The following is a 20,945-nucleotide window of genomic DNA, read 5'->3' on the forward strand; positions in this document are numbered from 1 at the left end:
GCGTTAAGCCTGCGGTCCTTTCATTTCACGACAGAATGATGTCTATATGATGACACTGCGTGGAGCGGTCACATTAAATTGCCATCATTTACTGCTTGGCCACCTGCTTGGTGATCTTCAGGTAGTCGAGGAGGATCCGGCCAGTCTCGGCCAAGTAGGCATCATCTTCCGGTTTGGTTTTATCCGCTTCGGTCGGCAAGGCATCTTCATCTTCTTTCTTCAGCTCTTTGAGCGGATCTTCACCCTTGGCTTTGCGGCGAGTGTTTTCCAGCACCAATTGCTGATTCTCGATGCTGGAGTGCTGTGCACGGCGATCCGCTTCGTTGAGGCTGACGGTTTTCTCTTCCATCAGCTTCTTGGCCAGGGCCAGCTTGTCGCGGATAAACACGAACTCGGCATCCTTGGCAGAGCGGGTGTCGTGGTCTGCCTTCAACTGCGTCAGGAACGGCTTGAACGGATCCGACGCCGGCTTGATCGCAGGGCGGATGGTGTCCCATGGCATGGCTTCAGGCAGTGCGCTTTCGCCGATTTCCTTGGTGTCGATAATCGACGGGAAATCGATATCCGGCAGCACGCCCTGATGCTGGGTGCTCTGCCCGGAAACCCGGTAGAACTTGGCCAGCGTCAGTTTCAGCTCGCCATGGTTCAGCGGCTGAATGGTCTGCACGGTGCCCTTGCCGAAAGTCTGGCCGCCGATGATCAGCGCACGGTGATAGTCCTGCATGGCGCCGGCGAAAATCTCTGAAGCCGAGGCCGAGAGACGGTTGACCAGCAACGCCATCGGCCCCTTGTAGAAGGCGCCCGGGTTCTCGTCTTCCAACACGTCGACACGCCCATCAGCATTGCGGACCAACACGGTTGGGCCTTTGTCGATAAACAGGCTGGTCAGCTCGGTGGCTTCTTGCAGGGAGCCGCCGCCGTTGTTGCGCAGGTCGATGACCACGCCGTCGACTTTTTCTTTCTGCAGTTCCGTCAGGATCTTCTTCACGTCGCGGGTGGTGGACTTGTAGTCCGGGTCACCGGCACGGAACGCCTTGAAGTCCAGGTAGAAGGCCGGGATCTCAATCACGCCCAGCTTGTAGTCCTTGCCATCCTGCTTGAGGTTGAGGACTTTCTTCTGCACCGCCTGGTCTTCGAGCTTCACCGCTTCACGGGTGATTGACACGATCTTGCTGGTCTGGTCGTTCGGTGCGTTGGTGTGCGGAATCACTTCCAGGCGCACCACGCTGCCTTTGGGGCCACGGATCAGCTTGACCACTTCGTCCAGGCGCCAGCCGACCACATCGACCATCTCTTTGTCGGCCTGGGCCACGCCAATGATCTTGTCTGCCGGGGCGACCTGCTTGGTCTTGTCCGCCGGACCTGCCGGTACCAAACGTACGATCTTGACCTGGTCATTGTCGCTTTGCAGGACGGCACCAATGCCTTCCAGGGACAGACTCATGTTGATATCAAAGTTTTCCGCGTTATCCGGCGACAGATAATTGGTATGCGGGTCGTAGGACATCGCGAAGGTGTTGATGTAGGCCTGGAAGATATCTTCGGCACGGGTCTGGTCCAGGCGCGCCAACTGATTTTTGTAGCGCTTGGTCAACAGTTCCTGAATGGCCTTGGGCTCTTTGCCGGCGATCTTCAAGCGCAGCACTTCGTCCTTGACGCGTTTGCGCCACAGGTCGTCCAGCGCTGCCGTGCTGGTCAGCCAAGGGGCATCCTTGCGATCCACCAGAAGGGTTTCCTTCTGGGTGAAGTCGAGCTTGTCGATACCTTTGTTCAGCTCACCCAGGGCGAAGTCCAGACGCGCTTTGACGCGGTCCAGGTAACGCTTGTAGATGGTGAAGCCGGGCTGCAGGTCGCCGCCTTTGAGGAAGTCGTCGAACTGCGTCTTCCACTTGTCGAACTCAGCGATATCGCTGGCCAGGAAGTAGCTGCGCGACGGATCCAGCAGCTTGAGGTAGCTGTCGTAGATGATTACTGAGCGAGCGTCGTCCAGCGGCGGCTTGCTGTAGTGATGGCGCTTGAGCAACTCGACAACGTTAAGGCTGGCGATCACCTCATCGCGATCAGGCTGAAGGTTGTCCCAGCTATTGGCTGCGAACGTATTGGTCGACATCGACGCGAAGCCGAGACCAATGAAAAAAGCGAGGGCGGTACTGGGGAACAGATGCTTCATGCTGATTCGACGCGGGGGCAATTGATAACGCATATTAGGCCGTCTTTGAGGGAGCCGGTTCCATATGGTCCGGTCGCATAATGCAAAAAGCCCGACGCTACTGCTACGGGCTCAGTCCAGACTCACTATGGAGGCACTGTGAAAGCATTGCAAGGCGTTGAGGGGCATGTGGAGGGTTAGAAGAACCCAGTCCTACATTCGATGTAGTCCATATTGCCAACAGCCTGACCGAATCCTGGATTGAAATGCAGTCAGTGTGGAGCTGGCTTGCCTGCGATAGCGGTGCACCAGATGAAGAATTCTTCACTGTTGCACCGCTATCGCAGGCAAGCCAGCTCCCACAGGTTGATCTCTATTGATTCAGGTCCAGTGGTGGATCGGCCAGCCGGCCTGTTCGGCATGGGCGCGCAACACCGGGTCCGGGTTCACTACCTGCGGGTGATCCACCTTGAGCAGCAGCGGCAAGTCATTGCGCGAATCCGAGTAGAAATACGCCCCCTCCAGCGTTTCTCCTTCCTGCTCCAGCCATTCCAGCAGGCGCGTGATCTTGCCTTCACGATAGGTCAGCACGCCTACGGTGCTGCCGCTGTACACGCCGTGGCCGACGTCCAGGTTAATCCCCAACACTTCTTCAATACCGATACGCGCCGCAATCGGCGTGACCAGGTGAGTGCCCGAGGCGGAAATCACCAGGATCCGGTCGCCATTCGCACGGTGGCGGGCGATGGTCTTGGTGGCGTCGCTATAGATCAGCGGCTCGATCACGTCCTCAACCCACGGCTCCACCAGATGCTCGATTTCTTCGGGGGTGCGGCCGATCATCGGCTCCAGGCTGAAGTCCATGAAGTCTTCCATGCGCAACTCGCCTCGGCTGTAGGCGTCCATCAATTCGTTGTTCCTGCGCATGAACGACTCAGGGTCTACCCAGCCCAGGCGGCCCATTTGTTCGCTCCACAGGGTGGCGCAGTCGCCGTGGATCAGGGTGTCGTCCAGATCAAAAATTACCAATGCCATCCGTCATGTTCTCTCTCAATAGGTTGCTGCCTGTCAGGCTACTTCACACAGTGCGCTGGGGTCGATGGAAAGTGCCAGGCGCTGGCCGTCCGGGTGCAGGTCGTCGGCCGAGCGATTGAGCACGTCGACCACCAATTCCACGCCACGGGCTTCGATGCGGTAGCGAATCACGTTACCCAGCAAGCTGTGGCTGCGCACCAGCGCATCGAGCTCGCCGCTGCGGCTCAACTCGATGGCCTCGGGGCGAATGGCAATGCGCCCGTTGATTGGCCGTTGCAACAACTGGCTGGCCTTGTCGGCGTCGAGCAGGTTGTAGTTGCCGATAAAACCGGCGGCAAACACATCCACCGGGGCGGTATAGAGGGTTTCGGCATCGCCGCTCTGCACGATCTTGCCCTGGTTCATCAAAAAGATGCGGTCGGACATGGTCAGGGCTTCTTCCTGGTCATGGGTCACGAAAATCGTGGTCAGCCCCAGTTCGCGCTGGATCTGGCGGATCTGTTCGCGCAAGTGCTTGCGAATACGTGCATCCAATGCCGACAGCGGTTCATCGAGCAACAGCAGGCGCGGGCGGGTCACCAGGGAGCGGGCGAGGGCGACGCGCTGGCACTGGCCGCCGGACATCTGGTGCGGATAGCGGCCGGCCAGTTCCGTTAGCTCAACCAATTGCAGCACTTCCTGCACGCGCTTGTGGCTGTCGTCGGCGTTGACCTTTTGCATGCGCAGGCCGAACGCGACGTTCTGCTCCACGGTCATGTTGGGGAACAGCGCGTAGCTCTGGAACACCATGCCGATCTGACGTTTCTGCGGGCTCAGGGGCACGATGTCCTGCCCATCCAGCAGGATTGTGCCGCTGTCTACCGAGGTTAACCCCGCGATGCAACGCAGCAGGGTGGACTTGCCGCAACCGGACGGGCCGAGCAGGGTGACGAACTCGCCCTTGGCGATTTCACAGTTGATATCGCTGAACACTGGCGTGCCGGTGTAGCTTTTTTGCAGATGTTGGACGCTGACGAAGCTCATTGGCTTTTGTCCTTGTTCAAGATATTGGCGGCCCAGGTCAGCACCAGCACAAAGAAGAAATAGGAGATCACAACGGCACTGGTGAAGTGGCCGCTGCTGTTGCGCATGTTGTTGAGGTACACCTGCAGGGTCTCGTAGCGCGTGCCGACGAGGATGTTGGCGAACACGAACTCACCGAACAGGAACGAGAACGACAACAGCAATGCCACCATCAGGCCTTTGCGCAGGTTAGGCAGCACCACCAGGATCGCCGCTTGCCAGGTGCTGGCGCCGAGCAGTTGCGAGGCGTCCATCAGGTCGCGCAGGTTGATGGCTTGCAGGTTGTTGGTGATCGCCCGGTACATGAACGGCAGCGCCACGGTGAAGTAGCAGCCGATCAGAATCCACGGCGTACCCACCATCGCCAACGGCCCGGAACCGTACAGTTGCAGCAAACCGACTGAAGACACCACCGGCGGCACCGCGAAGGGCAGCAGAATCAGAATGTTCATCAGCGCATCAAGCTTGGGAAAGTGGTAATGCACCACGAACAGCAGCGGCAAAATCAATACCACCGAAAGGATCAACGCGCCCACACACACCAGCAACGATTGCCCGAACGCCATCAGAAAGCGCGGGTCGCTCCACAGCTGTACGTACCATTTCACGCTGAATCCGGCGGGCAGGATAGTCGCCGACCAACTGCTGGAGATCGAGTAGACAAAGGTGCCGATCAGCGGCAGTACCAGAATAAGGAACAGCAGGTACACCACTACCCGATGGTAGAGGGAGGCCGGGCCGGCATCAGCGCGAGACATGGTAGCTCCTCTTGAGCAGCAGTTGATGGACCACGGTGACCACCGTCATCAGCGCCACCAGTACCACGGCCAGGGCGCTGGCCATGTTCGGGTCCAGCGACACATCACCAGAGACCAGCCCCGCGATGCGGATCGGCAGCACGTTGAAGTTGCCGGTGGTCAGGGCGTAGACCGTGGCGTAGGCGCCAAGGGCGTTGGCCAACAGGATTACGAAAGTGCCAAGCAGGGCAGGGGTGAGCACCGGCAAGCCGATATGTCGCCAGAACTGCCAGCCATTGGCGCCGAGCAGCGCAGCCGACTCACGCCAGTCTTCGCGCAATGCATCAAAGGCCGGGTAGAGCAACAGCACACCAAGAGGAATCTGGAAGTAGGTGTAGAGGATGATCAAGCCGGTCTTGGAGTACAGGTTGAAGTCCTGAATGATCCCGGCCTGCTTGAGCATGATGGTGATGCTGCCGTTGAAGCCCAGCAGGATGATGAACGCGAAGGCCAGGGGCACGCCGGAGAAGTTGCTGGTCATGTTGGCAAAGGCCGTGACGAAGTTGCGCAGCGGCGAATCCACCCGGCGCAACGAATAACTGCCCAAGGTGGCGATGACGATGCCGAAGATGCTGGAGTAGAAACTGATCTCCAGGCTGAACTGAATCGCCTGCCGGTAGAACTTCGAACTGAAGATCCGTGTGAAGTTTTCCAGGCCCCAACCGGCCTCTTCGGTTTGCAGGCTGTTGATCAGCACCCATACCAGCGGCGCGATCTCGAACACGATAAAGAACAGTGCGAAGGGCACCAGGCACAGCAGGGCCAGCCATTTGCCGCGGGTCATCGAATTCACTTGAGCAACTCCCGGCACACCGGTTTGTCGTGCGGCACGCCAAGCAGCTCGCAGACGGTACCGCACAGATCGGTTTGTTTCGGCGCGGCGTCAGCATCCAGGCTGAAGGCGTCACCGAGGACAAACAGCGGCACTTCGCGCTCTTGCGGCAATAGGCCGTTGTGAGAGCGGTCGTTGTTCATGCCGTGGTCGGCCGTGACCAGCACCTGGTAGCCGGCGTCGAGCCAGCCTTGCAGGTAGTCGGCCAGGATAATGTCGGCCGAACGGGCGCTGTTGCGGTATTGCGCGGTGTCGAGGCCATGCTTGTGGCCGGCATCGTCGATATTCATCGGATGCACCAGCAAAAAGTTGGGCGCGTGCTTGAGCCGCAGGCTCTCGGCATCGGCGAACAGATGGGAATCCGGATAGTGGTCAGTCCAGTAGAAATGCCCGTGCTGGATCGCCAGTGCCTTGTTGTCGGTGTGACGATCGCGGGCGGCGAGAAAGGGCGTGCGGTTATACAACTCGCTGACCCAGTGGTAAGCCGCCGCAGCGGTGCTCAAGCCGGCGTCGGTGGCGTAATTGAAAATGCTGCGCTGGTTGGACAGGCGCGAGACGTTGTTATGGACAATGCCGCTGTCAATCGGTGGCACGCCGGTGAGGATGCATTCATACAACGGGCGGGACAGGGCGGGCAGTTCGCATTCCAGTTTGTAGAGGGCTGCGCGTCCTGCGCCGACGTAGGCCTGCAAGTGTCCCATGGCGTGCTGGGCGACCTCGAAGTTCAGGCCGTCGAGCACGACAAGGATGACAGTGTGCTTCATGGGGGCTGGGGCTCCGCGACAGATGGGCAGATATCGTTTTTTCGGTTGAAACCGGATCAAATGTGGGAGCTGGCTTGCCTGCGATGGCGGTGTATCAGTGGACACCAATGTTGAATGTCAGACCGCTATCGCAGGCAAGCAAGCTCCCACACTGACCGCACTTCGATCAGAGAGACCGATTACTTCATCTCTACGATGACCTGCTCGTTCCACATCTGCGGAAGCTTCTTGGACGTCGCTTCCCAGGCATCGGCATCTTTGATCGGCTGCGGGTTGGCCTTGGTGTATTGCTCGCCCGGGATCAGGTTCTTGGCGATATCGGCCGGCAGCTTCAGGTCGGTTTCTGCACGGATCGGACGCGCATTGCCCTTGGCCAGGTTGAGTTGGCCTGCATCGCTGAAGATGTATTCGCGGGTCAGCTTGGCGGCGTTCGGGTGCTTGGCGTATTTGTTGATGATGGTGGTGTAGCCCGATTTCACCGAGCCATCCGATGGAATCAGCACCACGTAGTCATCCGGGTTGGCCATCTTGGCTTTGTAGCTCAGGCCGTTGAAGTCCCAGACAATGCCAACTTCGACTTCGCCTTTTTCCATGGTGGCGATGGTCGGGTTGGACAGTGAGAGGCGACCTTGCTGGGCGATCCTGGTGAAAAACTGCAGGCCCGGTGCGATGTTTTTCTCGTCGCCCTTGTTGGCGATAGCGGCGGCGAGTACCGCATTGGAGGCTTGGGCTGCGGTGCTTACATCACCCACCGACACCTTGTATTTGCCGGTTTGCAGGTCGGCCCAACTGGTCGGGACTTCGGAGCCGTGCAGCAGTTTTTTGTTGACGATAAACGCGATGGTGCCGGTATAGGCCAGGGCCCAGTGACCGTCCTTGTCTTTTGCCCAATCCGGAACCTGCGCCCAGGTGGAGGGTTTGTATGGCTGGGTGACTTCCTGCTTCACCGCGATCGGGCCGAAGGCTGCGCCCACGTCACCGATATCGGCACTGGCGTTGTCTTTTTCGGCTTTGAACTTGGCGATTTCCTGGGCCGAACTCATGTCGGTGTCGATGTGCTTGAGGCCGTAGGTCTTGGCCAGGTCTTCCCAGGTGCCTTTCCAGTTGGCCCAATCATCGGGCATGCCGACGCTGTTGACGGCGCCTTCCGCCTTGGCGGCGGCTTCCAGTGTTTTTAGATCGGTATCAGCGGCCATGGCGGCGGTGCACATGGCAATGGTCGAGCCTAACAGTGATGCCAGGAAAAGCTGTTTCATCCGAAGCTCCTTTGGGCGTTTTACACGCGGCGTCTTATACGAACGTTGGCGAGGGTGTGGTCTAGGTCAGCAATACCTGAGCCAATTTAGGCCCGATGGATGACAGTTTCATGTCGATGTCGTTTTTGAAGCACGGGTGTCGCTCAGTTCAGACTTAGCGTAGACCATGCCCAACAGCCCGCAGGCCCTGGACTTGGCCGATGTATTGCAGGGTGTGGTGCAGGCGGTGGATACCGGCTGTCATCTGTCGGTCATCTGTAATGCCTAGGCTGGCTCGCAGCAGCAAAAGCCCAGATAGAGCGCGATTTGTGCACCTGAACGGTGCTGGTCTAGTCCAGATAGGTAAAGTTGATGCGGGATGAGGCAATCAAGGCGGTAACTTCCATCGGCCTGGCGCTGCAAGAGCAGATCGACCACGGCCTGTTGCCGCCAGCCAGCAAATTGCCCGCCGAGCGCAAGCTCAGCGAGTTGTTTGGTACCACCCGCATTACCGTGCGGGAAGCCTTGTTACAACTGGAGGCCCAAGGACAGATTTATCGCGAAGAGCGCCGGGGCTGGTTCGTCTCGCCACCGCGGCTGGCCTATAACCTGATGCAGCGCAGCCACTTTCACGCGATGGTCAGCGACCAGGGGCGTGAGGCTTCCACGCAGGTCATTTCCGCACGCTTGCAACCGGCGTCGGCGGCGGTGTGCGCGTGGTTGCAGTTGCCGGCGTTGTCGAGCGTGATCCAGATTTGCCGGGGCCGCAGGATTGACGGACGCCTGGTGTTGTACGTGGAGCACTACCTGAACCCGCAGTATTTTCCGGGGATCCTGGCGTGTGATTTGAATCAGTCGATGACTGAGCTGTATGCCAGCAAATATGACTTGCACTACGGGCGGGTGCGTTTCGAGATTGTGCCGACCTCACTGCCGGTGGAAGCGGCCGCTGCGCTGCGCGTCTCGGTGGGCAGCCCGGGCTTGCGCATCGCCCGGGTCAACTATGACCAGCACCAGCGTTTGATCGACTGCGACCTGGAGTTCTGGCGCCATGATGCGATTCATGTGGGGGTAGACGTTATGGCGTCAGCGCCTTGATCACCTGATCCACATTGGTTTGCAACTCTGTCACCGGTTCGGCGCCGTCCACATTCAACACCAGCAGTGTGGAGCCACCTGCAGTGACAGCTGCTTTTACCACTTCACTCGGCTGACGATGGTGCAACACCACCGCCACTTCGTTGTCCTTGAGCTGCGCACTGAGTTTTTGCAGCGCTTCAGGCGTCCAGTCTGCGTCTGGGCGAGCATCGGTGCTGACCAGTTCCAGGTTCAAGCTGCTGATCAAATAGGCAAAGTGATCGCTCAAGCTGACCACACTCAGGTTATCGGCCTTGGCCAGGCGCGCCTCGCTGTCGGCGGTGAGCTTGAGCAAACGCTGTTTGAGCGCGGCCAGGTTAGCGTCGATCTTGGGTTTGACAGCCGGCGCCAGGCGGCTCAGGTCGGCGGCCAATACATCGGCCATACGGCCCAGATTGTTGCTCGATTGCCAGGGTTGGCTGTTGAGGCCATCGGTGACACCCGGTTGTACCGCAATGCCCGGCAAGCCACCGTCCACCGGGCGTGCAGCGTCCACTTCAACGATGCGGATATTGCTGCGCCGTGCCACGGGGTACAGCGGATCATCGGCCCACAGCGAGCGCAAGCCGATGGCGGCGTCGGCGTCCTGCGCCAAGGTGTTGAGTGCCGCCGCGCCGCGGCCGGTGAAGTAGGACACCTGCCGCGAGCCAGGTAGGTTGGCTGGCGCGGCGCGTTCAAGTTGCACGTCGGTATCCTTGAGCAGCACTTCGGCCAAACCGTAGGTAATGGGCAGCGAGGCCAGCACCTTGACCGGTTTTACCGACTTGGCCTTGGTCAGCGCGGCATGGCCGAGGCCGTGATTGGCCTTGAATTCCTTCGGGTCAAAACCATCAACGGCAGCCAGTGCCGATGTACTGATCAAGCAAGCGATGGCCAGGGCCATTGGGCGAAAGACAGGGCGCATTATCCAAGATTCCCTTTGAGGCTGGGCACGGTGCCGCGAGCGATGGCGGCGAAGGCGAAGGCGATACCGGCAACCAGAATGATTGCAGCGCCGGACGGGATCGGCAGGTCGAAGATGATCGGCAGCAGGATGCCGCACAGGGTACTCACAGTGGCGATCAGCACCGAGACCCAGAAAAAGCCCTTGAGCGATTGACTCAACAGGCGCGCCGCGGCGGCAGGGATCACCAGCAGCGCACCGACCAGGATCGCGCCGATCACCTTGACCGCAGCCACGGTGATCAGCGTCACCAGGATTACGAACAGGTAGTCCAACGTCTTCACCGCCACACCGCGCACCGCCGCCAGTTGCGGGTTGAAGCTGGCGAGCATGATGCGGTTGTACAGCGGCAATGCCAGGGCCATGACCAGCGAACCGACGATTGCCAGTACCAGCAAGTCATTGCCGTTGACCGTCAGTACCGAGCCAAACAAAACGTTTTCGAGGATATGCACGTTGATCTTGCCGGCCAGGATCAGCAGCAGGCTGGCGCCCAGCGCCAGCGACACCGACAGGAACACGCCGATCAAGGTATCCGGCGCCAGGCCGGTACGATTGCGCAGATAGTTGAGCAGGATGCCGAACAGCAGGCAGTAGCCGAACAGGCTGCCATAGGGCCCGGTGTAGGGTTCGCCCAGCAGGATGCCCACGGCCACGCCGGTCAGCGCAGCATGGCCGACCGCTTCGGAGAAAAACGCAAAGCGCTTGACCACCACCAGCGTGCCCAGGCCGCCCAGCACCGGGCCGATCAGCAAGCCAGCGAGCAGGGCGTTGACCACAAACCCGTAGGCCAGGGCTTCCGGCAGGTAACCGGAAGACGCCCAGCCCTGGACCATCAAGCGAAAGGCTTCATAACTCATTGTGCCGGGCTCCGCGGGTGAGTGGAGAACAGGGTCAGCAGGCGGTCCGGGGTCAGCGCCTCTTTTGGCGTGGCGTCGAACAGCACGCGACGGTTCAGGCCGGTGACACGGTCAGCCAGGCGGCCGACGGCTTCCAGGTCGTGCTCGATCCACAGCACGGTGATCCCGGCCAGGCGCCAATCATTGAGCAGCCGTTCGAACACCTGGATGCCGGCTTCATCAAGGGCCGACATGGGTTCGTCCAGCACCAGCAATTGCGGTGCAGGGATCAGGCCCTGGGCCAGCAGCACGCGCTGGCGTTCACCGCCGGACAACGCGCCCATGCGACGCTTGCGTTTGTCGTGCATGCCGACGCGCTCAAGTGCGTCACCGATCGCCGCTGCGTAATGCCGGGACAGGCCAAGGAACGCAGGCCGCCGTTGGCACATGGCAGCCATGAAATCGTCGACGGTCATCGGCAGGCCGCGGTCGAACTCCAGCGCCTGAGGCACGTAGCCAATGGTGCCGGGCGCGGCCGGCCACTCCAGGCTTAAACGGCCCTGGTGGGGCGTTTGGCCGAGCAGGGTCTTGATCAGCGAGCTTTTGCCGCCGCCATTCGGACCGACCAGCGCATGGATGCTGCCTGGCTGTACCTGGAAACTCACGTCGTCGAGGATCACGGTGCGCCCCAGGGTCAGCGAGACCTGGTCGAAGTTCAGGGTCGGGCCGACGCTGACGGCGTTCAGTTGTTGGGCGGCGGTCATGCCCCTGACTCCTGGATTGCGCGGACCACAGTGTTGAGGTTACCGGTCATTTCCACTTCGTATTTTTCAGCGCTGTAGTCGCCATAGGAAATATGCGACAGCGGGTACAGCTTGACCCCGGATTCACGCTGGATGGTCTCGACGTAGGTGGACGGGAAATCCATCTCCGAAAAGATCACCTTCACATCCAGGGCGCGCAGTTCATCGATGGTTTTCTTCAACTGGCTGGGGCTTGGCTCGATACCGTGGGCCGGTTCTACCACTGCGGTGACTTCCAGGCCGAACTCGCGCAACAGATAGTCGTAGGCTGCGTGCACCGTGGCAACGCGCAGGTCCGGGTTGGGGGCGCTGGTCAACTTGGCCAGGGCGTCGGCGCGCATCTGGCGCAGGCGCTTGCCATAGGTGCGGGCGTTCTGGGTGTAGGTTTTGGCGTTGTCCGGGTCGAGCTTGCCCAACTCGCGGGCGATGTTGTTGACCTGGGCAATCGATGCACTGATCGACAGGAAGGTGTGCGGGTTGACCACCTTGCCCGCACCGCGCGCGGCATTGCCGGTGGCCGCCAGCAGCGGCACGTTGGCGTTGGCCTCGATCACCTTGATGTCCGGGCGCTCGCTGGTGGCGATCATGCGGTCGGCGAAGTCGTCATGGCCAACCCCATTGAGCACGATCACGTCCAGAGTGCCGATGCGCTTGATGTCGTCGGCGCGGGGCTCGTAGGCGTGTGGATTGAAGCCGGCCGGGATCAGCGGTACCACTTCAGCCTTGTCGCCGACGATATTGGCCACGTAGCTGTAGTAGGGGTGGAGGGTGATGCCGATACGCAGGCGTTTAGCTGCTTCGGCATTCGCCAGGGGAGCGAGCAGCAGGCTGAGAAAGCTGACCAGTAACAGGCGCAACAGGGGCGATGAAATAGACATGGGCAATCGGTCTTCTCGTTCAGTGACGATGCTGGCGGGTCACGCCGGCATCGAATTGCGCAACCACTTGCTGCCAGCCGGCTGCGATCAGTGCCTGGTCAGTGAGGTCGGAGGGGGCGGCAAGATTGACGCTGCGGTTGAGCCAGATATCCGGCTCGTCGCCCTGCACGCGCATCAGCAGCGAGCCGCTGGTGGCCGGTGCCTGGCTCAAGCCCAGGTAGGCGGCCGAGGGGAGTAACTGCCAGCGATGGCCACCACGGCTGACCGAGCTGGCATCCTGGGCAAAGGGGGCGAAGCCTTCGTCGGCCAGTTGCTCAGGTGTCGGCAGGGCGCTTTGCTCCTGCTGCAACAAGTGGATTTCATCCAGAGTCACCCGCAGGTCGGCGTAGATGCCTTGCTCGGCGGCGCTCAGGTCACGGCGGGCGTCCAACTGGTGGCTTGGCACCGCCGCAATTTCCTGGGTTTCACCGTGCAGCGCCACGACCGTGCCCGCCACCGCCAGGATGATCAGGCACAGCAGCAGCACATAGAGCGTTTCATGGCCGGCACCGGCGGGGCGTACAACCTGTGTAGTACTCATTGCGCCTGGATATCCGCTTGGTCGATTTCCACCACGTGGCCGGGGCCTGCATCAAACAGCACATAGAACTCGGCTGCGGGCTTCTTGAAGGTCAGGGTCGAATCTTCACCGAGCTTGCCGGGCACCAGGATGGTTTCGTCGTAGCCGATCACATCCAGCGTCACGCCGGGTGCGCCACTGCCGTCGGAAAAGCCGCCTTTGCACTGGATCTGCTCGCCGGGGATTTCCTTGCATTCGCACATCGGGTTGTGGGCAAAGGCGGTGGTACTCAAGCCGGCGCACAGTAACAGTGCGGCGCGGGTCAGGCGCTTGAACGTCATGGTTTGACTCCTTGCTTGTTCAGCCAGGCAATGGTGGCAGGCGAAGCCTGGTTCAGCGGGATGGAACCCTGGTGCATGCTGCCGTCCCAGCCTTCCATGGTCACCCAGACTTCGGCGTCCACTGGTGTGCGTTCTGGCACCGGCAGGGCGGCGCCCATACGGTATGGCGTACCGAAGAAGATCACCCCGGCGGCCCGCAGGCTGCGGGGTTTACCGATACGCAGGTAGGTGGCCTTGACTTCGTTGGCGCAGGTGTCACACAGGGCGGCGTTGAAGAATTTCATCGGCCCGGCCGGGTTCGGGCTCGGGCCTTCATTGCGGAACTCGGCCAGGGTCAGGCTCCAGGGTCCGACTTGCACTTGCCCGGCTACGCGCTCGCCGATGCCGGCATCCCCGCGAAACAGCGCGGCGTCGGCGAAGTACTTGGGCATGAACCCCAGCGGTATCAGCAACAGCAGAACATTGATGTGAAAACGCCATTTCAGCCAGAAGGCGCGCAGGGGGGATGGCGGTACGGTCGCGACCTTGCTCATCGCTGTGCCTCCGAGGTTTTGGCGTGCATGGCCGGGATAGAAGCGGGCTGACGTTGCGTCTTGGCTTCGCGCTTGAGGGCATTGAGGGTGGCCAGGGCCGTGCGCTTGGTCCAGATCAGCAAGCCGCTCAATACCATCATGCTCAGCACCAGGCCGAAGAAGGCCCAGATCAACTTGATCCACAAACCGCCGAAGTCACCTGTGTGCAGCGGGCGCATCGACTCGGTGACGAACTCCAGGGGGGTGCGGTCGGACAACAGGTTCGAGACAGCAATTTCACCGTCATAGGGGTTCAGTTGCGCGGTCTGGAACATCAACGGGTACCAGCCGCGCCCGCCGATTTGCAGGTGGCTGTACGCGTTGCTTGGCATGAACACAAAGCTGGCGTCCAGCCCCGGGATTTTTTCGGCGGCGATGTCGATGGCCTTATCGATAGGGATCATCGGTGCCGGGACGCCCGACGCCGACAATGGCACCTTTTCACGGGCAATCACCGGCACGATGGGCTCACTGGAAATGGATATCTGGTTGTCGCTCAAGGCCGCCTCGATCAGGAACCAGGTGCCGGTGATTGAAATGACCGCGATAAACCAGATGGACCAGATGCCGCTCAGGCGGTGAAAGTCGCCCCAGAAGATCCGCGCACCGTGTCGGATACGCAGGGTAGGGCGCAGGAAACCTTTCCAGAAGCGTTTGTACACCACCAGCCCGGTGATCAGCGAGGCAAGCAGTGGCAAGCCCAGCGCGGATACCAGGTACCAGCCCCAGCTGTACCCATTGGTGAACGGCACCAGCCACCAGCCATGCAGCGCGCGGGTAAATTGCTGGAAGTTGAACGAGGGGCTGATGCCCTGGATCGCTCCGGTATAGGGGTTGGCGTAGACGTCCACCGAGCGCCCATCCGGGTAGCTGAGGCCGACGCTCAGGGCGAAGTGCGACTCATCCGGGCGAATGATGGACTGGACGATTGCCTTGGGCTCATCGCGCTTGATGGCCGCGATCACCTGGTCAAAGCTCAGTGGCTGGGCGTCATCCGACGGCTTGCTCGCACGGATATCCGGGTTGGCCAGCCACACGATTTCCTGGCTCACCACGGCCAGGGTGCCGGTGACACAGACGATCAGTACAAAGAACCAGATGGGCAACGCCAGCCAGCTATGTACGAGAAACCAGAGTTTGGAGCGTGACTTCTTCGACATATGAATGAGGGTCTTGAGCGAAGGGGGCAATGAAAGCCCGGAAAAGGCCAGTCGTAGCTTTTGCTGACGCGACGGGCTGTATCTAAATTAAGACGAATGAGAATGAGAAATCCCTAAGGCGCATATGAAAGAAAATGTTTCAGGTTCACATTCAGGCCGCATTTGAGAGCTGATCGAACACGCAATACACCAGCCTGCAAGCGTTCAGCGGCTTGCGTGAGGCCGGGCCTGACCTCCAGGGACGTGATCATGCCGCTGGGTGATTTCGTCATCAGCCATGCATTTGAGCGCCACTGCCTCGCGCCCAACCCCTGGCTCAGCGGAAGTGCGGCTACGTAGTTATATAAGTAGAAATAACGCTCTCTATAACAGCGGCGCGCGTTGCTTTCAGTATTATTTGTTTTTCAAATAGCTTGGCTTGAACGAAAGCCCCCCCTTGTCATTAAAGGGTGTTGGCGCGGGGGCAGGTTAATTCCAGACAAATTACAAGTTTATTGTATTGACACATTGGCGGGTATCGGCTTTAGTGGGTGCGGACTTGGAAGTCGAAATATTATAAAAAGGAAGTTGATTGCATGACCGTGCTAGTCGTTTATTCGCGCCATCACGTGGCGAACTGTTTTATCTCTCTGGTGCCGGTGATCAAATTAGTTACTTGATCGTGGTCTGTCGCCTGCCCGTCGGTTGTCATTGTTGCGAATAATACTTTTCCTGCGCTGGAAAAGTACGCGTCCCTATGCCTTAACAGAGAGTTCAAACTCATGTCGATTTTTGATCAAGCCATGCATCGTTCAGTTCAGTGGCAAGACTGGCGTTGGCAGCAGAAGAATGCCATCCGCGATGAACCTGCACTGCGCAATGCCTGCGGTGGATGGGGCGAGGCCACAACGGCGCATATCGAGCACAACTTGCAAGATCGCAAGATGCAGATCACGCCTTACTACATTGATTTGATCAAGCGTTCACTCACCACCGGCGAGGTGATGGACCACCCACTGTGGCGCCAGGTAGTACCGTATTGGAGCGAACAGGTGCAGGGCGACTACGACGGCAGTTCCGAAAACTGGGAACTCAATCATGAGATGAAGACGCCCATCTGCCAGCACAAGTACGACAACCGCGTGATCCTGCGCACCACCAACACCTGCAATGCCTATTGCCAGTTCTGTTTCGAGGCGCTGCGCACGCTGCAGGTGGGCACCGACAAAGCTAACGCCAACACCGACTCGTTCAAGGATTCGGTGGAGTACATTCGCGCTAACCCGGCGATTGAAGAGGTGATTCTCAGTGGCGGTGACCCACTGATGCTGGCCGACCGCAAGCTTGAGGAGATGTTGGCCGTATTGCGCGGCATTCGTGATGACCTGCTGATACGCATTCATTCGCGGGCGTTGAGTTTCAACCCGTTTCGCGTGACCGATGAGTTGGTGGCGATGCTGCACAAGTACAAAGTCAATGCATTTGGTGTGCATGTCTGCCACCCGCTTGAACTCAGTGCTGATTTTGCCCTCGCGGTTAAACGGATTCAGGGCGTGGTGCCGATAGTATTCTCTAACATGCCGCTGTTGCGTGGCGTGAATGATGATGAAGCGACGTTGCATAAATTATTCATTGATCTTTATCGTCTGGGCGTAAAGCCCTATTACTTATATCACTTCATGCCGTTTTCACCCGGTGCTTCAGAGTATAAGGCCTCGATCAGCCAAGCCATCGTCATAATGGATCGGCTCAAACGCCGCGTATCCAATATTGCCCTGCCCGAATATGTACTTCCTCACGCACAAGGCAAGTTCACCGTGCCGTTGTTGGACTTTGAAAAACCTGAAGACTTACCGCATTTTGAAGTTCGCGATGGGCAGCGTACTTACCGTTTTCGCAACTGGGAGGGCCAATGGTGCAGTTGGCAGGATGCGGTATGAAACAGGGTGCGATTCTGTTTATTGATGTGGATGACAGCGCTTGCGCTCGCTACCGCTACCGGGAACCGCATTTCACGGTGGCCCGCGCCCACGGCTTGGCGTGTTTGACGGCCGCCGTGGCGGGGCGCAAGCACCTGCAACGACTCAGGGACGACAGTGACGAAGTGTTCCTGCTCGAAACGCTCAGTGAGCAGTCCATCCTGGAGTTGGTCGGACAGTTGGACGGGCGTTATCAGGTGCGGGGGATTTTCTGCCAGGCCGGGCACCCGTCCGCACAAGGGGAGGTGGGCTGTATCGTTGCGCAGGCGTGTCAGCGGTTGGGCTTGGTCTACAGCCACCCAGAGGCGATTGCGGCGTGCAATAACAAGTTCTTGATGCGCCGCGTGTTGAAACAGCATGAGTTGCGTTCGGTACCGTTCGTGCTGTGCAACAACGAACAGGAACTCCAGCAAAGCGCCGAGCGCGTGGGCTATCCACTGATCGCCAAACCGCCCTTTGGCGGGGCTTCGGCGTTTATCAAAAAATGCTCGAACTGGGAGGAGCTACGTAGCCACTATCGGCATTTCGTGAGTGATCATGGCGCCGCCGCTTATGCGGACTTCTACGGCTGTGCGCACGCCCTGCCGCCTGAGGGTGGGCTGCGGCGTGAATACCTGCCAGGGCGCAGCATTCTGTTGGAAGGTTATATTCCTGGCATCGAAGGCAGTGTGGAATGTGTGATTGCCGGCGAGCGTGTCCATCCGCTGCTGATCAATGAAAAACTGCTACTGACCGAGCGCAGCGGCACCGTCCTTGAGAACCTGCTGATTTCCCCGCCGACGTCGTTCAGCCAGGCCCAGTGTGAGCAGATCCGCCAGTACGCGGTGGACTGCCTGCACGCGGTGGGCCTGACCAACGCTGTGGTGCATTTCGAGTTTCGCATGACGGACGCAGGGCCGGTGGTCATCGAGATCAACCCGCGCCTGGGCGGACTGTATGTGAACTCGGCGTTCCGCGACTTGGCCGGTGTCGATCCTTATCAGTTGTACATGGGATTGTTGTTGGGCGAGAAGGGCATCAATGCACAGTTGGAGGCCGGCGCACATAAGATCGCCGAGGCGGGGCAACACTACGCGATGCTGGCGATTTATCCGCAGCACAGTGGCCTTTTCAGGGGCATTGACGGCCTGCAGTTCCTGGACCAACACCGCTCGGTGCTGGAATATGCCCCGCAGGACCCCGGCCACTACATTGACGCGGATATCGAGGAGCATTATTTGCTCAAATGCTGGGCCCAGGTTGGCAATGCCGCCGACGCTCATGCCTTGCACGATGCGTTGCAGCAACACCTGCGCATCCTCATCGATCCACCGGTTGCAGGATAGCGATATGGACATCCCTCAGATTTCGGCGCTTTTGCGCGAACATCACTTCTGTCATCGCCCGGACTTTCGCGAACTGGTCAAAGTTGAACCGGGTGAGGAGCAAAGCTTTCGCGCGTATTGGGATAACCTGGTGCGCGACGAGGCGTTCAGGACTTACACCCACCGCGAACGGCGCATCTTGCGCTATCGTCTGTTACCGTCACGGCAATTGCAGATCGACAGGAATACGGCGTTCAAATCGCCGGTCACCTACGCGGTGAACTATCGCCAGGGCGTGAACCACCTGAGCTATAGCGAGGAGGGCTTTATCGAGCACCCACTCATGCAGAAGCTGCTGGCGACGGACCTTGCAGTGATTGCCCCGCACCTGGGCGAACAGACTTATACGATCGATATCCATCAGTTCCGGGTGCGGGCGGATGGGCCATCAAGCAGCCCGACCACTTCGGGGATTCACCAGGACGGCCTGGATTGGGTGTTCATGCACTTTATTGGCGAATGCAACACGGTGCCGGTGGTGTCGGAGGTGTTTGCCGACGAAACGGAGCACAGCCGGCTGCTGCAACTGCCGATGGAGAAATTTCTGGAGACTATCGTGATCAACGACCGTGGGTTCTACCATCGGGCCGGGGAGGTGCGACCGCGGGTGGAGACGGCACCGGCCTGGCGCGATGTGCTCTTGGTAAGCCTGCGCAGTGTCGAGGAGGCACAGCCTGCATGAGCCACGATCAACAACTGAATCTGTCGACCCGCAACGCTCGCCTGATCATCTTTGCTCGCGGTGTGTCGGATTTTGGCGCGTTCCTCAACATGGTGGCGTTGTCCACTTATGTGTACTGGCTCAGCCAGAGCGTAGTGTTTGTCAGCATTTTCCTGGCGTGCCGGGTCACCGGCGGGATTGTCGCCAGCCTGTTTGGCATCCCGTTTTTTCGGCGGTTTGCCGGGCGTGGGACGTTGGCGGGGTTGGACCTGGCCCGGGCGCTGTTGCTGACGCCGCTGCTGGTGTTGTTACCGGCCCATCAACTCACCCTTCTTCCCTTTATCGCCTTCGGTATCGGCCTGTGCAATTCGCTGTTTGCCATTGGCCTCAACAGTCAGTTGCCCACCTGGGTCGCGCTGGAGCAGCGGGTGAATACCAATGCATGGATCACCTCGGCGGCCGCCACCGGCGCGGTCTTCGGCAGTTTGCTCTCCGGCTTGCTGATCGCCACGGGCGGATTTGAAGCGGTGTTTGCCGTCAACATCGGCACCTATGTGATTGCCGCTTGCCTGGTCTTGCCCTTGCGCGCGTTGTTTAGCGTTGCTGTTGCCGCGCATCGCGGGCTGGCCGCCGAATGGCACGAGCTGACCAAGGGGTTGCGCGGTGCGCCGGTGCTGGCCGCGATGTTGCTGATCAGCATGCTCGACACCCTTGGCAGCGCGGCCCATAACGTCGGCTGGCCAGTGCTGTCGCAGTACATTTCACCGGACACGGCCAAGACGGTCATGGGCTATCTGCTGGCCGTGTGGGCCTGTGGCAAGTTTGTTGGCGCGCGCATCGCCAGTGCAGTGTTGAAAGGTCGTGGCACCCAAGGCATGGAGCGCTTGTTCATGCTCGGTGTGGCGTTGATGTCCAGCGGCTTTATCCTGACATTCCAGCAGACCGAACTGTGGCTGGCGCTGTTGCTGGTGGTGTGGGCAGGGCTGGGCGATGGATTGTCCGAGGTGGCGTTGATCTCCCGTGCGCAAAGCGAGCCCGATAGCTTGCGCTTGCCGCTGTTCAGCCTCTTGACCCTGATCCAGATGGCCGGTTTTGGCGTGGGCATGCTGGTGGTCGGGCCGTTCTATGTGACGTGGACGCCGGCCCAGGTGATCGTGTTGTTCCATGGGCTGCCATTGACCGCCTTGTTGGTCATGACGATATGGCTGGGGCGCAATGCGTACCGGGGTGTCAGATCGACAAACCCTTGAAGTGTTCCAGACTCCACACAGGCCTTTAGCTTGCCGGAGCAGGCCACGCGTGTTGGCCGGCTGGAACCTGGGGCAAGGCGTGGCGTGTTGCAGGCGCGAGCAAGCTCACGCCCACAGGGTTAATTTTGCTTGAACATCTGCATGGCACGCTGGCGGATTTGCTCCTCGGTCAGGTCCTCCTTATGGGTGGCCAGGAACCAGAGGTGACCGAACGGATCCTTCACACTCGCCGAGCGATCCCCATAGAACTGATCCTGCGGCTCGGACACTACGCTGGCGCCGGCATCAACCGCCTGTTTGAATTGTGCGTCCACGTCATTCACATACAGGTGCAAACCGACACTGGGATGTGAGTCGGGATTGCGCAGGGCCGTTTCGTCACAGGGCGTGCCCAGCATGATCACCGCTTCGCCAATACGCAGCTCCGCATGGCCGACCCTGCCGTCGGGCATGTCCAGGCGCATGAACACCGAGGCGCCAAAGGCCTTTTTGTAGAAATCTATCGCCTTTGCGGCCTCGTTGATGCCCAGGTAGGGAGTAATGCCGTGGTAACCCTCGGGAATAGGTTTAACGCTCATAACGTTCTCCTTTGATTGTGGTTATGGA

The 20,945-nt window shown here is 59.5% G+C and carries 21 protein-coding genes; 5 read left to right on the forward strand and 16 right to left on the reverse strand.

What is annotated here, in order from left to right:
• Positions 1–88: 88 nt before the first annotated feature.
• The 7 genes from E3O56_RS12565 to E3O56_RS12595 all read right to left on the reverse strand — a co-directional run bounded on the left by E3O56_RS12565 (position 89) and on the right by E3O56_RS12595 (position 7,895).
• Complete coding sequence (locus E3O56_RS12565) at positions 89–2,170, reverse strand: carboxy terminal-processing peptidase (protein ID WP_228309648.1); 2,082 nt, start codon at positions 2,168–2,170, stop codon at positions 89–91.
• Positions 2,171–2,530: 360 nt separating this feature from the next.
• Positions 2,531–3,184 carry an HAD family hydrolase gene (locus tag E3O56_RS12570; RefSeq protein ID WP_032876994.1) on the reverse strand — a complete coding sequence of 218 codons (654 nt, stop codon included), beginning with the start codon at positions 3,182–3,184 and terminating at the stop codon, positions 2,531–2,533.
• A 33-nt stretch (positions 3,185–3,217) separates the two neighbouring features.
• Entirely contained in the window at positions 3,218–4,207 is a 990-nt protein-coding gene (locus E3O56_RS12575; RefSeq protein WP_248128367.1) for an ABC transporter ATP-binding protein, read from the reverse strand.
• Positions 4,204–5,004, reverse strand: coding sequence for an ABC transporter permease (locus E3O56_RS12580; protein WP_032876990.1), 801 nt, complete (start codon positions 5,002–5,004; stop codon positions 4,204–4,206). The genes E3O56_RS12575 and E3O56_RS12580 overlap by 4 nt, the downstream gene beginning before the upstream one ends.
• Positions 4,991–5,827 carry an ABC transporter permease subunit gene (locus tag E3O56_RS12585; protein WP_177464543.1) on the reverse strand — a complete coding sequence of 279 codons (837 nt, stop codon included), beginning with the start codon at positions 5,825–5,827 and terminating at the stop codon, positions 4,991–4,993. The genes E3O56_RS12580 and E3O56_RS12585 overlap by 14 nt, the downstream gene beginning before the upstream one ends.
• A 5-nt stretch (positions 5,828–5,832) precedes the next feature.
• Positions 5,833–6,639 (reverse strand): alkaline phosphatase family protein, encoded by an 807-nt coding sequence (locus E3O56_RS12590; protein ID WP_103735455.1) that lies wholly within the window; start codon positions 6,637–6,639, stop codon positions 5,833–5,835.
• Positions 6,640–6,818: 179 nt separating this feature from the next.
• Positions 6,819–7,895 carry an ABC transporter substrate-binding protein gene (locus E3O56_RS12595; protein ID WP_005786727.1) on the reverse strand — a complete coding sequence of 359 codons (1,077 nt, stop codon included), beginning with the start codon at positions 7,893–7,895 and terminating at the stop codon, positions 6,819–6,821.
• A 351-nt stretch (positions 7,896–8,246) separates the two neighbouring features.
• On the opposite strand from E3O56_RS12595, the gene E3O56_RS12600 reads away from it, so the two are divergent.
• Positions 8,247–8,972, forward strand: a complete 726-nt coding sequence (locus E3O56_RS12600) for a UTRA domain-containing protein (protein ID WP_032876981.1) — start codon at positions 8,247–8,249, stop codon at positions 8,970–8,972.
• Here the strand turns inward: E3O56_RS12600 and E3O56_RS12605 are convergent.
• Genes E3O56_RS12605 through E3O56_RS12640 form a run of 8 tightly spaced genes read right to left on the reverse strand, consistent with a single transcriptional unit; the run spans position 8,953 to position 15,106 of the window.
• Positions 8,953–9,915, reverse strand: a complete 963-nt coding sequence (locus E3O56_RS12605) for a zinc ABC transporter substrate-binding protein (protein WP_103735454.1) — start codon at positions 9,913–9,915, stop codon at positions 8,953–8,955. The two genes, E3O56_RS12600 and E3O56_RS12605, sit on opposite strands and share 20 nt — an antisense overlap.
• Complete coding sequence (locus E3O56_RS12610) at positions 9,915–10,814, reverse strand: metal ABC transporter permease (protein WP_005786732.1); 900 nt, start codon at positions 10,812–10,814, stop codon at positions 9,915–9,917. Before E3O56_RS12610 ends, E3O56_RS12605 begins: the two co-directional genes overlap by 1 nt.
• The gene (locus E3O56_RS12615; protein WP_005786733.1) at positions 10,811–11,557 is read right to left on the reverse strand and encodes a metal ABC transporter ATP-binding protein; all 747 of its coding nucleotides are present in this window, start codon (positions 11,555–11,557) and stop codon (positions 10,811–10,813) included. Before E3O56_RS12615 ends, E3O56_RS12610 begins: the two co-directional genes overlap by 4 nt.
• Entirely contained in the window at positions 11,554–12,474 is a 921-nt protein-coding gene (locus E3O56_RS12620) for a metal ABC transporter substrate-binding protein (protein ID WP_032876974.1), read from the reverse strand. Before E3O56_RS12620 ends, E3O56_RS12615 begins: the two co-directional genes overlap by 4 nt.
• A 19-nt stretch (positions 12,475–12,493) precedes the next feature.
• Complete coding sequence (locus E3O56_RS12625; protein WP_032876971.1) at positions 12,494–13,054, reverse strand: DUF6162 family protein; 561 nt, start codon at positions 13,052–13,054, stop codon at positions 12,494–12,496.
• Complete coding sequence (locus tag E3O56_RS12630) at positions 13,051–13,374, reverse strand: hypothetical protein (RefSeq protein ID WP_005786738.1); 324 nt, start codon at positions 13,372–13,374, stop codon at positions 13,051–13,053. The genes E3O56_RS12625 and E3O56_RS12630 overlap by 4 nt, the downstream gene beginning before the upstream one ends.
• Entirely contained in the window at positions 13,371–13,907 is a 537-nt protein-coding gene (locus tag E3O56_RS12635) for a thiamine pyrophosphate-binding protein (RefSeq protein ID WP_078820799.1), read from the reverse strand. Before E3O56_RS12635 ends, E3O56_RS12630 begins: the two co-directional genes overlap by 4 nt.
• The gene (locus E3O56_RS12640; protein ID WP_032876963.1) at positions 13,904–15,106 is read right to left on the reverse strand and encodes a PepSY domain-containing protein; all 1,203 of its coding nucleotides are present in this window, start codon (positions 15,104–15,106) and stop codon (positions 13,904–13,906) included. The genes E3O56_RS12635 and E3O56_RS12640 overlap by 4 nt, the downstream gene beginning before the upstream one ends.
• A 782-nt stretch (positions 15,107–15,888) precedes the next feature.
• Between E3O56_RS12640 and E3O56_RS12645 the strand changes: the two genes are divergently transcribed.
• From E3O56_RS12645 to E3O56_RS12660, 4 genes are read left to right on the forward strand one after another with little or no spacing between them, the layout of a single operon-like run.
• A complete protein-coding gene (locus E3O56_RS12645) occupies positions 15,889–17,025 on the forward strand; it encodes a radical SAM protein (protein ID WP_248128368.1) in 1,137 nt (378 codons plus the stop codon).
• Positions 17,022–18,389, forward strand: a complete 1,368-nt coding sequence (locus E3O56_RS12650; RefSeq protein WP_103735452.1) for an ATP-grasp domain-containing protein — start codon at positions 17,022–17,024, stop codon at positions 18,387–18,389. Before E3O56_RS12645 ends, E3O56_RS12650 begins: the two co-directional genes overlap by 4 nt.
• Positions 18,390–18,393: 4 nt before the next feature.
• Complete coding sequence (locus E3O56_RS12655; RefSeq protein ID WP_103735451.1) at positions 18,394–19,110, forward strand: 2OG-Fe dioxygenase family protein; 717 nt, start codon at positions 18,394–18,396, stop codon at positions 19,108–19,110.
• On the forward strand, positions 19,107–20,339 hold the full coding sequence (locus E3O56_RS12660; RefSeq protein ID WP_005786751.1) for an MFS transporter: 1,233 nt from the start codon (positions 19,107–19,109) through the stop codon (positions 20,337–20,339). The genes E3O56_RS12655 and E3O56_RS12660 overlap by 4 nt, the downstream gene beginning before the upstream one ends.
• Before the next feature lie 119 nt (positions 20,340–20,458).
• Here the strand turns inward: E3O56_RS12660 and E3O56_RS12665 are convergent, their stop codons facing one another.
• A complete protein-coding gene (locus E3O56_RS12665; RefSeq protein ID WP_032876949.1) occupies positions 20,459–20,917 on the reverse strand; it encodes a VOC family protein in 459 nt (152 codons plus the stop codon).
• Positions 20,918–20,945: the final 28 nt, after the last annotated feature.

The organism is Pseudomonas sp. W2Aug9, from assembly GCF_023127755.1.
Classification (GTDB): domain Bacteria; phylum Pseudomonadota; class Gammaproteobacteria; order Pseudomonadales; family Pseudomonadaceae; genus Aquipseudomonas; species Aquipseudomonas synxantha_A.

Coding starts and splice junctions, on each gene's coding strand:
- E3O56_RS12610 (WP_005786732.1), bottom strand. CDS start 10,814: ATGAGTTATGAAGCCTTTCGCTTGATGGTCCAGGGCTGGGCGTCTTCC.
- E3O56_RS12640 (WP_032876963.1), bottom strand. CDS start 15,106: ATGTCGAAGAAGTCACGCTCCAAACTCTGGTTTCTCGTACATAGCTGG.
- E3O56_RS12590 (WP_103735455.1), bottom strand. CDS start 6,639: ATGAAGCACACTGTCATCCTTGTCGTGCTCGACGGCCTGAACTTCGAG.
- E3O56_RS12620 (WP_032876974.1), bottom strand. CDS start 12,474: ATGTCTATTTCATCGCCCCTGTTGCGCCTGTTACTGGTCAGCTTTCTC.
- E3O56_RS12595 (WP_005786727.1), bottom strand. CDS start 7,895: ATGAAACAGCTTTTCCTGGCATCACTGTTAGGCTCGACCATTGCCATG.
- E3O56_RS12630 (WP_005786738.1), bottom strand. CDS start 13,374: ATGACGTTCAAGCGCCTGACCCGCGCCGCACTGTTACTGTGCGCCGGC.
- E3O56_RS12665 (WP_032876949.1), bottom strand. CDS start 20,917: ATGAGCGTTAAACCTATTCCCGAGGGTTACCACGGCATTACTCCCTAC.
- E3O56_RS12660 (WP_005786751.1), top strand. CDS start 19,107: ATGAGCCACGATCAACAACTGAATCTGTCGACCCGCAACGCTCGCCTG.
- E3O56_RS12645 (WP_248128368.1), top strand. CDS start 15,889: ATGCATCGTTCAGTTCAGTGGCAAGACTGGCGTTGGCAGCAGAAGAAT.
- E3O56_RS12625 (WP_032876971.1), bottom strand. CDS start 13,054: ATGAGTACTACACAGGTTGTACGCCCCGCCGGTGCCGGCCATGAAACG.
- E3O56_RS12580 (WP_032876990.1), bottom strand. CDS start 5,004: ATGTCTCGCGCTGATGCCGGCCCGGCCTCCCTCTACCATCGGGTAGTG.
- E3O56_RS12635 (WP_078820799.1), bottom strand. CDS start 13,907: ATGAGCAAGGTCGCGACCGTACCGCCATCCCCCCTGCGCGCCTTCTGG.
- E3O56_RS12570 (WP_032876994.1), bottom strand. CDS start 3,184: ATGGCATTGGTAATTTTTGATCTGGACGACACCCTGATCCACGGCGAC.
- E3O56_RS12565 (WP_228309648.1), bottom strand. CDS start 2,170: ATGAAGCATCTGTTCCCCAGTACCGCCCTCGCTTTTTTCATTGGTCTC.
- E3O56_RS12605 (WP_103735454.1), bottom strand. CDS start 9,915: ATGCGCCCTGTCTTTCGCCCAATGGCCCTGGCCATCGCTTGCTTGATC.
- E3O56_RS12575 (WP_248128367.1), bottom strand. CDS start 4,207: ATGAGCTTCGTCAGCGTCCAACATCTGCAAAAAAGCTACACCGGCACG.
- E3O56_RS12600 (WP_032876981.1), top strand. CDS start 8,247: ATGCGGGATGAGGCAATCAAGGCGGTAACTTCCATCGGCCTGGCGCTG.
- E3O56_RS12585 (WP_177464543.1), bottom strand. CDS start 5,827: ATGACCCGCGGCAAATGGCTGGCCCTGCTGTGCCTGGTGCCCTTCGCA.
- E3O56_RS12650 (WP_103735452.1), top strand. CDS start 17,022: ATGAAACAGGGTGCGATTCTGTTTATTGATGTGGATGACAGCGCTTGC.
- E3O56_RS12655 (WP_103735451.1), top strand. CDS start 18,394: ATGGACATCCCTCAGATTTCGGCGCTTTTGCGCGAACATCACTTCTGT.
- E3O56_RS12615 (WP_005786733.1), bottom strand. CDS start 11,557: ATGACCGCCGCCCAACAACTGAACGCCGTCAGCGTCGGCCCGACCCTG.